This window comes from Hymenobacter psoromatis (genome assembly GCF_020012125.1).
Taxonomy (GTDB): domain Bacteria; phylum Bacteroidota; class Bacteroidia; order Cytophagales; family Hymenobacteraceae; genus Hymenobacter; species Hymenobacter psoromatis.
Genome location: NZ_JAIFAG010000001.1, coordinates 86,900 through 100,570, shown reverse-complemented (window position 1 = coordinate 100,570; position 13,671 = coordinate 86,900). Strand labels below are relative to the sequence as shown.

Genomic DNA, 13,671 nt, shown 5'->3' with positions numbered 1-13,671 from the left:
TACACCAGGTAACAACTTATTGAGATTTTGAGCGTATATTTACACCAGATTAACGGCCTGGTGTTATGCTCCCTACTTTCAAAAGCCTGCTCGACTTGGTAAAAGCTTTCCCCAATGAGGAAGCTTGCACGCTGCACTTAGAAGCGTTGCGTTGGAACGGCACCCCCGTTTCGCCCTTTGACCCTACTTCTAAGGTCTACAAATGCGCTGGGCACCGCTACAAGTGCAAGAACACCAATAAGTACTTCAACGTCAAGGTGGGTACCATCTTCGAGGACACCAAGATACCGCTGCAAAAGTGGTTCATGGCCCTCTATATCTTCTCGTCGCATAAGAAGGGTATTAGCTCGCACCAGTTAGCGAAGGATATTGACGTAACGCAAAAGAGCGCATGGTTCATGCTGCATCGTTTGCGTTATGCTTTCGCGCACCCCAACTTTCAAGCTACGATGGACGGCACCGTAGAAGTAGACGAAACCTTTGTTGGGGGCAAAGAGAGTAACAAGCACGCGAACAAGAAAACGCCAAACAATCAAGGCCGTAGCCTCAAAACTAAGAAGGCAGTTGTTGGTGTCTTGCAGCGCGACGGGCACGCAATCGCGCAAGTAGTAGAAGATGTAACCAGTGCTACGCTCGTTACTATCATTCAAGAGACGGTTGAAGCTGGCGCGACGGTACACACCGACGAGTACCAGGCTTACCGCCCGATTGCCGCCGTGTACGACCATCAGATTGTACGCCACAGTGCTAAGCAGTATGTAGAAGGGAAAGCCCACACCAACGGCTTAGAAGGCTTTTGGAGCCACTTCAAGCGCATGGTTGACGGCATCTATCACCACGTCAGCTTTGAGCACCTGCAAGCCTATGTAACGGAGTTTTCGCTTCGCTGGAATACGCGCCGTTCGGCAACATCTGACCGCTTCAATTTCATTCTTGGCAATGTTGCCGGCCGCCTCACTTACCAAACTTTGATTGCCCGCTAATATGGAAAAGAGCAGAAAAATCACTCACGAAGGAGAGTTAGACTTAAATGGCGTCAAAATACCCTGCTATGTATTAGAGGATGGAACTCGCTTAATCGCTGCGCGTGGTATTCAAACGGCGATTAAATTAGTAGATGGCCCTGTAAGCGATGCTGCCAAATCATCTGGGGTAGCACTTAGCCGTTTTTTGAATATCAACTGGCTTAAGTCGCTGATTGTTAAGGGGAACAAGCTGGAGCATTTCGAGCCTGTTTCTGTCCATAAAGGCAGGCAGCGCATCAACGGCTATGAGGCTACTATGCTAGTTGAGTTCTGTGATATAATGCTAGATGCTCGGAAGCAGGGGCTATTAAAAACAGAAAGGCAGTATATAGTGGCAGACCAATGCGAAATACTTATTCGCAGCCTAGCTAGGGTCGGCGTTATTGCCTTGGTAGATGAGGCTACGGGCTATCAGTATGACCGCGAAAGAGACGAGCTGCAAAAGATTCTTAAAGCTTATATTGGCGAAGAGCTACTTGCTTGGCGTAAGCGATTCCCCGATGAATTTTACCGTGAAATTTTTCGCCTTAATGGATGGGATTTTACAGTAAAAGGCATCAAGCAGCGCCCTGGCATCATTGGTACATGGACTAAGCAGTTCATCTATGCTCCGATGCCTAGGGGGGTGCTGCCAGCCCTAATTGATAAAACTCCGCAGCCTACCGGCAAACGCAAGCCTAAATTACACCAAGCACTCAGCGAGGATACAGGCGTTCCACACTTAGAAAAACAGCTCGTTTCAGTTGTTACCTTAATGAATGTCTCCAACGATTGGAAAGAATTCAAAGGGCTATTCGAGCGCAAGTTTGGACAGCAAGTGCTTGATTTTGGTGACAAAGAAATTGACGATATACCGCCGCGAAGTGATTTTGACATTGTCCTTACTGGCCTTCTTTCTGTCCCGCCACCGTCAAAAGATGATAAGCCTGGTAGACCTTCTGATGAGGAAGATGATGAAACTGGCGCAGAAGAAGTAGAATCTTGATAGAATAGAAAAGGCCCCGCACTGCGGGGCCTTTTCTATTCTACTTTATAACGATTACGCTCCATCTGCTGCATTGCAACTTTTCGTTGCGCAATGTCCAAATCAATCGCCTTTCTTTTCGCTGAACTGATGCCCGGTTTGTTTCGGTCTGCCTCCAACTCTGCAATCCATTGGCTTTCTTTCTTGACTAACTGCGTATGGTTATAGTTGCGCCTAAGCCATCTTATTCCCCAGCCTATTCCCCAACCTATAGGGGAAACAAGGGTAGTAAATAGCGTATGCTTTTCAAGTGGCAGTGTAGTATTTACAATGAATGTCAGCACAGCAATAATACTGACTTCCAGTGTTGGCTTTTCTATTAAAGATTCAGCCATGCTTAATCTACCTCTGCCATCAAGTCTACAAGTTTGCGGCCTTCTTTAACTCCTGCCTTCGTGTTGATAATAACAGACCTGCCAGTGTCCTTATTTGTAACCTTCACTTTGTGCGAGCGGAACATTTGCCACAGCGCTAGCCCAGTAGTTGAGACGCCGACCATTCCGACTAGCCATTCGGCTAGAACTCCAATAGCGCCCATAATAAAACGAAAAAATGGTGAGTAGTGCCCTCTTTCACAGCAGAGGGTAAGCTGCAAATAGCCAGTATACTAACAACTTATCTTGTTCGGGGGTGCAAAGATACCGTATTCTTACCGCTATTTACGGTACAATGGTCATTCTAGTATCACACCCGTTAGAAAATAAGTACTTAACGCAATTTACACTTGGTGTAAACTCGTATATCATTGCCTTTATTTTAGCCTAGGGTGGGTGATACTTCGGGCTAAAGCGGATTACTTAGTATCATGACTGCTTTCCCTTCTTCCCTACCCCCCTCGCCGGCTGCCAAGCTACGCCAAGACCTGCTGGCTAACCGCGAGCGAGCCCTGGCGCAGCTGTACCGGCACGCTTTTCCGCTGGTGCGCCGCCACGTGTGCCAGCAGGGCGGCTCGGCCCAGGATGCGCAGGACGTGTTTCAGGATGCGCTGGTGGTGCTGTACGAGCAGGCGGTGAGTGGCACGCTCGTGCTCACGGCTTCGGCCAGCACCTACGTGCTGGGCATTGGCCGCCACCTGTGGCACCACGAGCAGCGCCGCCGCGCCCGCCTGCCGCACGAACCACTGCCCGACGACTTTGCCCCGCTGGCTGCCGAAGAGGTGGAAGATTCTACCGAGCCAGCCTTCGCCGTGCGCGATTACGTGGCACAGCTCGGCGAGAAATGCCGGAGTATCCTGCTGGCTTTCTACTACTTTCAGCAGCCGCTAACCCAGATTGCCGAGGCCAATGGCTACCGCTCGGTGCGCTCGGCGACGGTGCAAAAATTCAAGTGCCTGGAACGACTGCGCGAGTCGGTGCGCGCCGCCTTCCGGGCCGAAACCATCGACTACTAACCCATGCGCCCCGCCCTCGAACGCCTATCGCTGATTGAAGAGCAGCTGCGCAATGGCCCGGCCGCGCTGCCCGCCGCCGAGTGGCAGCTACGCCGCCTGCTCGACCCCGACCTCGACGCCGACGTGGCCGCGCAGCAGCAGCTGTACCAGTGCCTGCGGCTGGCTGGCCGGCGCCAGCTGCGGCGCGAGCTGGCGGCCCTGCACGCGCGGCTCTACGGCCAGCCCCGCTGGCTGGCCTGGGCCCAGCGACTAGCCGCTGGCCTGGGCATTATTACCCGCTGATTTTCAGTATTTTAGGAATTACGTTACCACCGCCCAAATGGGCGAATGGGCAGCGCTGCGCCTTGCCCTACCCCCTCTTTTCTTTTTAATCTCATGCTTACGCACCAGGAATTTCGCAAGTTTGCCGTCAGGCACCAAGGCCTCAATGGCCTGGCCGTGGACCAGTACGTGCACCAGCTGGCCGGCGTGGCCCGGCCCCTGGTTACCAACATGACCCGCTCGGTTATTGAGGAGCGCCCGCAGAATTTTCGCGAAATCGACGTGTTTTCGCGCCTCATCATGGACCGGATTATTTTTCTGGGCACCACGGTGGAGGAAACAATTGGTAATATCATCACGGCCCAGCTGCTATTTCTGGAATCGGCCGACGCCACGAAGGATATCCTGCTGTACGTCAACTCGCCCGGCGGCTCGGTCTACGCCGGGCTGGGTATTTATGACACCATGCAATACGTGCGGCCCGACGTAGCCACCATTTGCACGGGCCTGGCCGCCTCGATGGGGGCTTTTTTGCTGGCGGGCGGGGCCCTGGGCAAGCGCTCGGCCCTGCCCCATGCCCGCGTGATGATTCACCAGCCGAGCGGGGGCGTGCAGGGGCCTTCGGCCGATATTGAGATTACGGCCCGCGAAGTGGTGAAGCTCCGCCACGAGCTGTACACCATCTACGCCGAGCGCACCGGCAAAACCTACCAGCAAATTCATGACGACTCGGACCGCGACCATTGGCTGCGCGCCGATGAGGCAAAGGAATACGGCCTAATTGACGAAGTACTGGTTCGCCAGCCGGCCTAGCAAGCTCAGGCTTGGCGGGGGGGGGTAGGGCACCCAAATGTGCTGTTGCTGCGTTATGGGGACAATTAGTTTTGTTTTGCCATGCCTCACGACCACCACGACCATTCGCACGCCGGCCACGTACACGCCGCCCCGCCGCCCGGCGGCCAGTTCAGCGCCGCCTTCGCCTGGGGCATTGGGCTAAACCTAGCCTTCGTAGTGGCCGAAGTGGTGGGTGGCATGTGGGCCAATTCGGCAGCGCTGCTCTCCGACGCGGGCCACAACCTGAGCGACGTGCTAGCCCTGGCCCTGGCCTGGGGCGCGGCCTGGCTGGCCGGCCGGCCGGCCACCATACGCTACACGTTTGGCTACCGGGGTGCTACCATTCAGGCGGCCTTGCTGAATGCGGCGCTGCTCTACGGCGCGCTGGGCTTTATTCTGTGGGAAACCGTGGAGCACCTGCGCCACCCCGCGCCCGTCAACGGCGTGGCCGTGATGGGCCTGGCCGGGGCGGGCATCCTGGTTAATGGCTTCACGGCCTGGCTGTTCCGGGCCGGGCAAAAGAGCGATGTGAACGTGCGCGGCGCTTACCTGCACATGCTCACCGACGCGCTGGTGAGCCTGGGCGTAGTCATCGGCGGGGCTATTACCTACTTCACGCACTGGACCTGGCTCGACCCGATTATTAGCCTCGGCCTGCTGGTCGTTATCGCGGTAGGCTCGTGGAGTTTGCTGCGCGATACCGTGCGCCTGGGCCTGCAAGGCGTGCCCGATGGCATCGACTTAGCAAAGGTGCAGCAGTTTATGCTGGCCCAGCCCGGCGTGCAAAGCCTGCACGACCTGCACATCTGGAGCCTGAGCAGCGACGGCCACGACACCGCTCTTATGGCCCACCTCGTGCGCCCCGGCGGTGCCGACGCCGCTTGGCTGGCCAGCCTCTCGGCCGGGCTGCTGCGCGAGTTTCACATTCACCACAGCACCGTGCAGGTCGAAGACTCGGAGCTGGAGCACGGCTGCCAGAGCGGCTGTAAGGTGCCCGCGCCAGCGCTGGCTGTCTGAACCGCGGATTTTTCGAATTAGTTGGATTGGCCGGATTTTGTAGTCGATTTACTCTTCGCTACTCCCTGCTTGGGCAATGAGCTGGTGAGCGCACAATTTGGTCGTGGGTAGCGGGTGGGTACCCGGCCACTACTACCAGCAGAAAAGTCTGCCTTGCGGGCGTTATTTTTCGCCATGCAAACTCCCACCCGCCCAGCATCGCCCACAAAATCCGACCTATCTGGAAAATCCGCCGCATCCGTGGTCCAGACCAGCCGCCTGCTTTCGGCCGTGGTCGTGGTGGCTTCGCTAGGCTACTTCGTGGATATTTACGACCTCATCCTCTTCAGTATCGTGCGGGTTAAGAGCCTGGCTGAGTTGGGTATTGTCGATAAGGTCGCCGTCAAAACGCAGGGCGAATACTTGCTCTCGATGCAGATGGGCGGCATGCTGCTGGGCGGCATTTTGTGGGGCATTCTGGGCGACAAGAAGGGCCGGCTCTCGGTGCTGTTTGGCTCCATTCTGATGTATTCGCTGGCCAACCTGGCCAATGCCTACGTGCACACCCTGGACCAATACGCCTGGCTGCGGCTGGTGGCGGGGGTAGGGTTGGCCGGCGAGCTGGGCGCGGGCATCACCCTCGTGAGCGAAAGTTTGCCCAAGGAGCGGCGCGGCCTGGGCACCATGATAGTGGCCACCGTGGGCGTGAGCGGGGCCATGCTGGGCTACTGGGTAGGTAGCCGCCTGGGCTGGCGCACGGCCTACCTGGTGGGCGGCGGGCTGGGCCTGGCGCTGCTGGTGCTGCGCGTGAGCGTATTCGAGTCTGGGATGTTCCAAAAGACCAAAGAAAGCACCGTGGCGCGCGGCAACTTCCTGGCCCTCTTTACCAATGCCGCGCTGCTGGGGCGCTACGTACGCTGCCTACTCATTGGGGTGCCGCTGTGGTTTGTGGTGGGCATTCTCATCACCTTCTCGCCCGAGTTTGCCGATGCGCTGGGCGTGCGGGTACCGGCCGGCGAGGCGCCGGTGACGGCCGGGCTGGCGGTGTTCTGGTGCTATTTTGGGCTGGTATTCGGCGATTTTTTCAGCGGTGGGCTTAGCCAATTATTGAAAAGCCGCAACCGGGCTTTGCAAATTTTCCTGGTTTTCTGCACGCTGCTGGTGGGGTTTTATTTGTTTGGGTTGCGCGGCGCTACCCCTGCTTTTTTCTACGTTGTGTGCTTCGTGCTGGGCATTTCGGTGGGTTTCTGGGCGTTGTTTGTGACGGTGGCGGCCGAGCAGTTTGGCACCAACCTGCGGGCCACGGTGGCCACCACGGCCCCCAACTTTGCGCGTGGCGCGGTGGTGGGGCTGGTGCCGGCCTTTCGGTGGGCCGAGGCGCATCTGGGCGGGCGCATCACGGGCGCGGCGGCGCTGGGCGGCCTCACGCTGGTAGTGGCCTTCTGGGCCGTGAGCACCCTACCCGAGAGCTTCGGTAAAGACCTGGATTACAGTGAGCCAACGTAGGCGCGAACTATCTTACCGCCTGTGCGTTTAAGGCAGGGTTCTCTTAAAGAACCTCATCTGTTACTTATGAAAAAGCTATTTATCGGGGCTACTTTCGCCCTCAGCGCATTAATCGCTACATCGGCCCACGCCCAGACTACTACCCCCGATGCCACCCCGGCTACCCCCCAAACGGTACAGGATGCGAAAACGACGTATGACCAGCAGCGTGACCAGCGCAAGACGGCCGACCAAGCGGTGGCTGACAATCGCCGCCAACTGAAGCAGCAGGAAAGCCAGACCCGCGACCTAAAAAGCCAGATGAAGCAGCAGCGCGAGCAGGCAAAGCAGCAAAACGAGCAGCTTAAAATGGCCCGCGAGCAGTCGAAAGCCGCCAAGCAGCAGGAAAAAGCGGCTAAAGAACAAATGAAAGCGCAAAAGGCAGCGGAGAAAGCCGCCAGCAAAGCACAGTAAATTAGCTTATTAAACCATCCTTAGGGGCTAGCCATTCAGAAAGCTCCGGTTTCGGCCGGAGCTTTTTTTGCGTTTGCCCGTATGCCTTCTTTCCAGCTTTCCTTATCTGCCGCATGGCTGCCAAAAATCCCGCCCGCTACTACCCCCTGCACCATTATATATTGCTGCCCCTCACGCTGCTGATGGTGGGCTACACCATCCGGCGCTACGTAGGCGTGGCCGGCGACGACTCCGAGATTGCACGCCTCTGGTTTTCGCTGGCGGCCGTCACGCTCCTTTTTTTCGTCACGCTCGTGATGCTGCGCCAGCACTACGCCCTGCTGCTGCAAGACCGGGTAGCCCGCCTCGAAGTGCGCCAACGCTACTTCGAGGTAAGCGGCCAGCGCTTCGCCCCACTCGAAAAAGAGCTTTCTCTCAAGCAAATCTTAACCCTACGCCTGGCCGGCGACCAGGAGCTGCCCGCCCTGGCCCTGGCTACCGCCCGCGAAAAGCTGGCCCCCAAAGCCATTCTGGCCCGCATCACCGATTTCCAATTTGATACCATGCGGGTATGATGGGAGGTATATGAGTAGCTGAGTAAGTTGGCTACTCGTCTAGTTTCCCGCTCATTTACTCCGCTACTCATCTACCGCTTATGATTCTTTACAACGTTACCACCAGCCTGGAGCCCAGTATCGCCGACGAGTGGGTGGCCTACATGCGCGAGCACCACATGGCCGACGTAATGGGTACCGGCTGCTTTATCCGCAGCGTATTGCTGCACCTGCTGAACGAGGAAGACGATGGCGTAACCTACGCCGCTCAGTATTTTAGCGTGAGCCTGGAGCAGCTGGAGGCTTATCAGCAGCACTTTGCCCCCGCCCTGCACCAGGAGATGGACAAAAAGTTTGCGGGCAAATACCACTCCTTCCGCACCGTGCTGGAAGTGGTGGAGTAGGCAGTAGCAGTAATAGCAAGAGGTACCAAAAGAACGGTCATGCTTCCTTCATCAGCATGACCGTTCTTTTGGTACTCGCTACCCATTATCCCCTACTCATTACCTATCTCAAATAGCGTAAAGCTCCACACATCGGCCCATTCGGCAATCTGGAGCTGGGTGCTTTTGCCCGCGCCGTGGCCGGCGTTTACGTCGATGCGGATGAGGACGGGGGTAGGGCCGGCCTGGCAGACTTGCAGCTCGGCGGCGAATTTAAAGGAATGCGCTGGCACCACGCGGTCGTCGTGGTCGGCGGTCGTGATGAGGGTAGCGGGGTAGGCCGTGCCGGCTTTCAGGTTATGTAAGGGCGAGTAAGCCAGCAGGTTGCGAAACTGCGCCTCGTCGTCGGCAGTGCCGTACTCGGGTGCCCAGTTCCAGCCGATGGTGAATTTCTGGTACCTGAGCATGTCCATGACGCCCACGGCGGGGAGGGCCACCCGGCACAGGTCGGGCCGCTGCGTCATGATGGCACCCACCAGCAGGCCGCCATTCGAGCCGCCCGCGATGGCCAGCTTCGCCGGGCTGGTATAGCCCTGGGCAAACAGCGTTTCGGCCGCCGCCGCGAAGTCGTCGAACACGTTTTGCTTATGGGGCGTCATACCGGCCTGGTGCCAGGCCTCGCCGTACTCGCCGCCGCCGCGTAGGTTCGGAATGGCCAGCACGCCGCCCCGCTCCAGCCACAGCATGCGCGCCACCGAGAAGCCCGGCGTCAGGCTCACGTTGAAGCCGCCGTAGGCGTAGAGGTAAGTCGGGTTCTGCCCATCCAGTGCCAGCCCTTTTTTGTGGGTGATGAACATCGGTATCCGCGTGCCATCCTTACTCTCGTAAAAAACCTGCGTCGTCTCATAATCAGCCGGTTGCACGTCTACCGTTGGCGCGCTGAATACCGTGCTCCCGTTCGTGGCCGGGTCGTATTGGTAAATAGTGGTGGGGTAGGTAAACGACGTGAAAGCGTAGTGCAGCACCTTGTCATCGCGCCGCCCCCCGAAGCCGCCTGCCGTACCAATGGCCGGCAGCGCCACGTCGTGCCGCCACGCGCCCGCCTCCGAATACACCCGCACCCGCGAGCTGGCATCGTGCAAATAAGTAGCCAGCAGGCAACCCGCCGCTAAGCTGATACCCTCGAGCTTCTCGCTGGTTTCGGGCAGCACTTCGGCCCAGTCGGTAGGCCGGCGCGGGTCTACGCGCACCACCCGGAAGTTGGGCGCGTGGTCATTCGTATACAGTAAAAGCTCGTCGCCGAGGCTACCAATCACGCTCGTCTCAAACTCGTAGCTGGGCTGCATAATCGTCCAGACCTGGGCCTGGGCGGGGTCGCGCAGGTCGCGCACCAGCAGGCGGTTGCCATCGCTGAGCCCGTCGGTCAGGCTCAGGCACAGCCAGCGCTCGTCCTCCGTCACGTCGGCGATGCGGAAGCCCAGGGCCATTTCCGGGTTTTCGTACACCAGCTCGTCGGCGCTTTGGGGCGTACCCAGGCGGTGGTAGTACACCTTGTGAAACTCGTTTTTGCCGGCCAGCGCGGCCTCGCCGGGCGGGGGCGCGTCGTAGGCGCTGTAATAAAAGCCGTCGCCCGCCCAGGCCACGCCCGACACCTTCACCCAGTCCAGCTCATCGGGCAGGGGTAGGCGGCTGGCCATATCGAGCAGCCGGATTTGCTGCCAGTCCGAGCCGCCGCCGCTGGTCGTGTAGGCCAGGTAGCGGTGGTCGGGGCTGAAGTGCAGGCCCATCAGCGCCGTAGTGCCCTCTGCCGAAAACTGATTGGGGTCGAGCAGCACTTCCGCCGCGCTCAGCGGCTGGCCGGGGGGTAGGGCGTACACCACGGCCTGGTTTTGCAGCCCATCATTCTTACTGAAAATCAGTAATTTCCCCTCCTGGCTCGGCACGCCATAGCGCGCGTAGTTCCAGAGTTGGGTCAGCCGCTCGCGCAGCTCCGTGCGGAATGGAATCTGGTCAAGATAGGCGAACGTCACCTCGTTTTCGGCCCGCACCCAGGCCGTGGTTTCGGCCGAGTCGGCATCTTCCAGCCAGCGGTACGGGTCGGGCACGTCGGTGCCAAAGTAGGTATCGGGCCGCGGGTCACGGCGGGCAGCAGGGTAGGGCAAGGTTAAGGAGGAATTATGAATTTAGAATTTATGCAAAAACACCCGTCATGGCAAGCAGCGCAAAGCCATGACAAAAGGCTTGGCTGCTCAGCGCTGCTTCACCGTCGGCTCGGGCCGCTCCAGCGTCGGCGATTCGCTGATGGTGCGCTTATTAGAAACAGCATTAGCGCGCAGCGCGGCCTTGCGGGCATCCTGGCGGGGTGTCGCCAGCTGGCAGCCGGCCGCCAGTAGCAGCCCGGCCAGCGCGCCGATTCGCAGGGTAGTTAACCCAAATTGCGGACTAGGTGCAGGGTATAATGTACTACTTGGGTTGATTAATTTTAGCATGCATTTTATGCTCGAAAGAAATGACCAACTGGCACACAACAGTCTGCGAAACAAACGAAATCACTATTCATTATATCAGAACCGGGAGAAGCAAACCACCTGTGATTCTGCTACATGGGTTAATGACTAACGGCCTGTGCTGGGCAGGTTTGGCACAGGCCCTGGAGGAAGAATACGACGTAATCATGCCAGAGGACATGGCCAGTCAAGTGTACCGGACTATAGATACCGATACAAAGACCACGCAAACGATATTGTCGGTTTAATAACTGCCCTCAGACTTCCTCCTTCCTACCTGCTCGGGCATTCGATGGTGCTAACACGCAGCCGGGGCCCGGATGTTTCACGGGCGAGCCGGCTCAGGCGTCGGGGGTAGGCGGGCGTTGGGCTTCGGCCAGGCGTTCGGCCACAATGGCTTCTAGCTGCTGGCGCTGGGCGGCCGTTAGCTCGCGGGGGTTGGCGGCCCGGCGCAGCTCGCGCAACGTGCGGCTCAGGCTGGCGCGTAACAGGGCGTATAGCACCAGGCTCAGTAAGCTGAAAATTAACGCTAACGGCGCAAAAATTCGGTCGAGCAGCGGCTCTTTCGTCACCACTGCGGGGGTAGGGCGGCCAGGTGTGGCTGCCGGGCCGGCCTCGGCCACTTCGGCGGGGCCGGTGAGCGGGTCGGCGGGATGGGCGGCTTCGGGGGCGGGGGCCACATCGGCGGGGGGTAGGCCGGTTTGCACGTAGTCAGTCAGCTTTTTTTCCAGCGTTTGGAGGCCCGCCAGGCGGGCGGGGGCGCGCTGCCGGGCGGGCGAGGCGCGCAGCTTGCCGATTATAGCCCGCACAAGCGCCGTCAACCGGGCCGAATTAGTCTTCAACCCCTTGTAAATCTTCCCCTTACCCTCAATGGGCGTGTACAGCACCGAGTAAATACGCAGGCTATCGGGGCGCAGGCTGGCGGCCAGGGCGTTCAGGTTGCCGCCCTCACAGCGCAGCGTACCCTGGAGCTGCGGCCGGCCCGCATCCGCGTACACGTAGCGGGCAGTGGCGCACCAGATTTGCACTTTGGCCTCGTCTAGTGAGGGTTGGCCGAGGGGCGTTTGGGCGTGGGCAGCAGGAGCGGCCAGCAGCGCGGCCACCAGCAGCGCCCACCGCCAGGGGCCAGCAACGAGAGTTTGCATAAGCGAAAGTACGGGGTAGGCCGGAGCCAATTAGGGGCCGGAAAGTACAACCCGGTCGGCGCTCGGTCCTACGGCGGGGGTAGGGCCTGTTATCTTTGCGGGCCGATTATTTTTTGGGTTATGCATATTGAAATTTTAAAATCGAAAATCCACCGCGTCCGCGTGACGCAGGCCGAACTGAACTACGTGGGCAGCATCACAATTGATGAGGACCTGCTCGACGCGGCCAATATGGTAGAGAATGAGAAGGTTACCGTCGTGAACGTTAACAATGGCGAGCGCCTCGAAACTTACACCATTAAGGGTGCGCGCGGCTCGGGCATGATTTGCCTCAACGGCCCTGCCGCCCGCCGGGCCGCCGTGGGCGATATCGTTATTATTATTTCCTACGGCCTCATTGATTTTAAAGAAGCCCGCGCCCACCAGCCCACGGTCATTTTTCCCGACCATCATAATCAGCTTGTTCAGGAAAGCTCCTAATTCCCCAAAATGAAGCACCTGCTTACCGTTCTAAAATACGTGCTGCTGCTGGGCATTTCGGCGGCGCTGATGTGGTACGCGGTGCGCGGGCAGGATTTGTCGCGCATTGGACACTACATCCGCACGGCTAATTATTTCTGGCTGATAGTCAGCTTGTTTATTTCCACCCTGGGCTACCTCAGCCGGGCTTACCGCTGGCAGATGCAGCTGAATGCCTCGCGCACGCCGGCCCCCTACTGGGCCACCTACCACGCTATGATGGTGGGCTACCTGGCCAACCTGGTGCTGCCGCGCATGGGCGAGGTCATTCGTTGCTCGGTGCTGCGGCGCACGAGCGCCGTGCCGGTGCAAGTGGCCCTGGGCACGGTCGTGACGGAGCGCGTCATCGACGTGCTGGTGCTGCTGGGGCTACTGGGGGCCACGCTGGCCCTCGATTTTAAGACCTTCTGGGCCTTTGTGACCGATAAGCTGCTGGGCGGGCAATACGATGCTTTGGCCCGCAACCGTACACCCCTGCTACTGGCCGGGCTGGGCGCGCTGGTGCTACTAGCCGTGGCCGCCTACACGCTGGTGCGCAACCTGGAGCGCCTGCGCCAAAACGCACTGTTCAATAAAGCCAGCCAGTTTGTAAAGGGCCTGCTGGCGGGCGTGTTCAGCATTCGGAAGCTCGACAATAAGTGGTTATTTCTGTTCCACACCTTTTTTACCTGGGGCGTTTATTTCCTGCTTGACTACCTGGCCTTTTTCTGCTTTCCCGAAACCTACGGCCTGGGCTGGCGGGCGGGCCTGGCGGTGCTCACCTTTGGCGCGTTTGGCATGGCCGCGCCGGTGGCGGGCGGCATTGGGCCATTTCACGTGCTGGTGCAGAGCGTACTGGTGGTGTACGGCCTTAGCCGGGAGGCCGGTATTGCCTACGCGCTGGTCGTGCACGGGGCCCAAACACTACTGGTCGTGCTGCTGGGCGGCATCAGCTTCGTGGCTGTGGCCGCCGCCGACCGGCGCAGCGTGGCCCAGGAGGCCGAAGCCCTAAGCAACGAGCCGCTGGTGAGTGAGTAGGGTAGGGTAAGCTTTAGCTTGCCGTGTTAGCAGCTAGAGCTTATTTTTCTACTTCCATCACGGCCAGTTGAAGCTTAC

General features: G+C 58.7%; 16 protein-coding genes. 12 read left to right on the top strand and 4 right to left on the bottom strand.

Features of this window, described 5'->3' with window-relative positions; genetic code table 11:
* The first annotated feature begins 65 nt into the window (after positions 1 to 65).
* Positions 66 to 983, top strand: coding sequence for an IS1595 family transposase (locus LC531_RS00480; RefSeq protein ID WP_223648361.1), 918 nt, complete (start codon positions 66 to 68; stop codon positions 981 to 983).
* A gap of 1 nt (position 984) precedes the next feature.
* Positions 985 to 2,010: a P63C domain-containing protein gene (locus LC531_RS00475; protein ID WP_223648360.1), complete on the top strand. Its 1,026-nt coding sequence runs from the start codon at positions 985 to 987 to the stop codon at positions 2,008 to 2,010.
* A 35-nt stretch (positions 2,011 to 2,045) separates the two neighbouring features.
* On the opposite strand, the gene LC531_RS00470 is transcribed toward LC531_RS00475, so the two are convergent.
* Positions 2,046 to 2,384, bottom strand: a complete 339-nt coding sequence (locus LC531_RS00470; RefSeq protein WP_223648359.1) for a hypothetical protein — start codon at positions 2,382 to 2,384, stop codon at positions 2,046 to 2,048.
* A gap of 470 nt (positions 2,385 to 2,854) precedes the next feature.
* On the opposite strand from LC531_RS00470, the gene LC531_RS00465 reads away from it, so the two are divergent.
* From LC531_RS00465 to LC531_RS00430, 8 genes are all read left to right on the top strand, one after another.
* Positions 2,855 to 3,439: an RNA polymerase sigma factor gene (locus tag LC531_RS00465; protein WP_223648358.1), complete on the top strand. Its 585-nt coding sequence runs from the start codon at positions 2,855 to 2,857 to the stop codon at positions 3,437 to 3,439.
* Positions 3,440 to 3,442: 3 nt separating this feature from the next.
* Positions 3,443 to 3,721, top strand: a complete 279-nt coding sequence (locus LC531_RS00460) for a hypothetical protein (protein WP_223648357.1) — start codon at positions 3,443 to 3,445, stop codon at positions 3,719 to 3,721.
* A 93-nt stretch (positions 3,722 to 3,814) separates the two neighbouring features.
* Entirely contained in the window at positions 3,815 to 4,513 is a 699-nt protein-coding gene (locus tag LC531_RS00455) for an ATP-dependent Clp protease proteolytic subunit (RefSeq protein ID WP_223648356.1), read from the top strand.
* A gap of 81 nt (positions 4,514 to 4,594) precedes the next feature.
* Positions 4,595 to 5,551, top strand: a complete 957-nt coding sequence (locus LC531_RS00450) for a cation diffusion facilitator family transporter (protein WP_223648355.1) — start codon at positions 4,595 to 4,597, stop codon at positions 5,549 to 5,551.
* A gap of 174 nt (positions 5,552 to 5,725) precedes the next feature.
* Positions 5,726 to 7,036: an MFS transporter gene (locus tag LC531_RS00445; protein WP_223648354.1), complete on the top strand. Its 1,311-nt coding sequence runs from the start codon at positions 5,726 to 5,728 to the stop codon at positions 7,034 to 7,036.
* Between the two features lie 66 nt (positions 7,037 to 7,102).
* Positions 7,103 to 7,489 carry a hypothetical protein gene (locus tag LC531_RS00440; RefSeq protein ID WP_223648353.1) on the top strand — a complete coding sequence of 129 codons (387 nt, stop codon included), beginning with the start codon at positions 7,103 to 7,105 and terminating at the stop codon, positions 7,487 to 7,489.
* A gap of 113 nt (positions 7,490 to 7,602) precedes the next feature.
* A complete protein-coding gene (locus tag LC531_RS00435) occupies positions 7,603 to 8,043 on the top strand; it encodes a DUF6526 family protein (protein WP_223648352.1) in 441 nt (146 codons plus the stop codon).
* Positions 8,044 to 8,123: 80 nt separating this feature from the next.
* Positions 8,124 to 8,426, top strand: a complete 303-nt coding sequence (locus tag LC531_RS00430) for a DUF4286 family protein (RefSeq protein ID WP_223648351.1) — start codon at positions 8,124 to 8,126, stop codon at positions 8,424 to 8,426.
* Positions 8,427 to 8,518: 92 nt separating this feature from the next.
* Here LC531_RS00430 and LC531_RS00425 read toward each other — a convergent pair whose 3' ends face one another.
* The 3 genes from LC531_RS00425 to LC531_RS00415 all read right to left on the bottom strand — a co-directional run bounded on the left by LC531_RS00425 (position 8,519) and on the right by LC531_RS00415 (position 12,057).
* A complete protein-coding gene (locus tag LC531_RS00425; protein ID WP_223648350.1) occupies positions 8,519 to 10,567 on the bottom strand; it encodes a prolyl oligopeptidase family serine peptidase in 2,049 nt (682 codons plus the stop codon).
* An 87-nt stretch (positions 10,568 to 10,654) separates the two neighbouring features.
* Entirely contained in the window at positions 10,655 to 10,894 is a 240-nt protein-coding gene (locus LC531_RS00420) for a hypothetical protein (protein ID WP_223648349.1), read from the bottom strand.
* Positions 10,895 to 11,253: 359 nt separating this feature from the next.
* Positions 11,254 to 12,057 (bottom strand): hypothetical protein, encoded by an 804-nt coding sequence (locus tag LC531_RS00415; RefSeq protein ID WP_223648348.1) that lies wholly within the window; start codon positions 12,055 to 12,057, stop codon positions 11,254 to 11,256.
* 120 nt (positions 12,058 to 12,177) lie between these two features.
* Between LC531_RS00415 and panD the strand changes: the two genes are divergently transcribed.
* Together panD and LC531_RS00405 are read left to right on the top strand one after the other, a co-directional pair.
* Positions 12,178 to 12,537: an aspartate 1-decarboxylase gene (panD, locus tag LC531_RS00410; RefSeq protein ID WP_223648347.1), complete on the top strand. Its 360-nt coding sequence runs from the start codon at positions 12,178 to 12,180 to the stop codon at positions 12,535 to 12,537.
* 9 nt (positions 12,538 to 12,546) lie between these two features.
* A complete protein-coding gene (locus LC531_RS00405; RefSeq protein ID WP_223648346.1) occupies positions 12,547 to 13,593 on the top strand; it encodes a lysylphosphatidylglycerol synthase transmembrane domain-containing protein in 1,047 nt (348 codons plus the stop codon).
* Positions 13,594 to 13,671 lie beyond the last annotated feature (78 nt).

Excerpts from the sequence above, each read along its gene's own strand:
- LC531_RS00475 (WP_223648360.1), top strand. The coding sequence starts at position 985 with ATGGAAAAGAGCAGAAAAATCACTCACGAAGGAGAGTTAGACTTAAAT.
- LC531_RS00405 (WP_223648346.1), top strand. The coding sequence starts at position 12,547 with ATGAAGCACCTGCTTACCGTTCTAAAATACGTGCTGCTGCTGGGCATT.
- LC531_RS00480 (WP_223648361.1), top strand. The coding sequence starts at position 66 with ATGCTCCCTACTTTCAAAAGCCTGCTCGACTTGGTAAAAGCTTTCCCC.
- LC531_RS00440 (WP_223648353.1), top strand. The coding sequence starts at position 7,103 with ATGAAAAAGCTATTTATCGGGGCTACTTTCGCCCTCAGCGCATTAATC.
- LC531_RS00450 (WP_223648355.1), top strand. The coding sequence starts at position 4,595 with ATGCCTCACGACCACCACGACCATTCGCACGCCGGCCACGTACACGCC.
- LC531_RS00435 (WP_223648352.1), top strand. The coding sequence starts at position 7,603 with ATGGCTGCCAAAAATCCCGCCCGCTACTACCCCCTGCACCATTATATA.
- LC531_RS00460 (WP_223648357.1), top strand. The coding sequence starts at position 3,443 with ATGCGCCCCGCCCTCGAACGCCTATCGCTGATTGAAGAGCAGCTGCGC.
- LC531_RS00455 (WP_223648356.1), top strand. The coding sequence starts at position 3,815 with ATGCTTACGCACCAGGAATTTCGCAAGTTTGCCGTCAGGCACCAAGGC.
- LC531_RS00420 (WP_223648349.1), bottom strand. The coding sequence starts at position 10,894 with ATGCTAAAATTAATCAACCCAAGTAGTACATTATACCCTGCACCTAGT.
- LC531_RS00415 (WP_223648348.1), bottom strand. The coding sequence starts at position 12,057 with ATGCAAACTCTCGTTGCTGGCCCCTGGCGGTGGGCGCTGCTGGTGGCC.
- LC531_RS00430 (WP_223648351.1), top strand. The coding sequence starts at position 8,124 with ATGATTCTTTACAACGTTACCACCAGCCTGGAGCCCAGTATCGCCGAC.
- panD (WP_223648347.1), top strand. The coding sequence starts at position 12,178 with ATGCATATTGAAATTTTAAAATCGAAAATCCACCGCGTCCGCGTGACG.
- LC531_RS00465 (WP_223648358.1), top strand. The coding sequence starts at position 2,855 with ATGACTGCTTTCCCTTCTTCCCTACCCCCCTCGCCGGCTGCCAAGCTA.
- LC531_RS00470 (WP_223648359.1), bottom strand. The coding sequence starts at position 2,384 with ATGGCTGAATCTTTAATAGAAAAGCCAACACTGGAAGTCAGTATTATT.
- LC531_RS00445 (WP_223648354.1), top strand. The coding sequence starts at position 5,726 with ATGCAAACTCCCACCCGCCCAGCATCGCCCACAAAATCCGACCTATCT.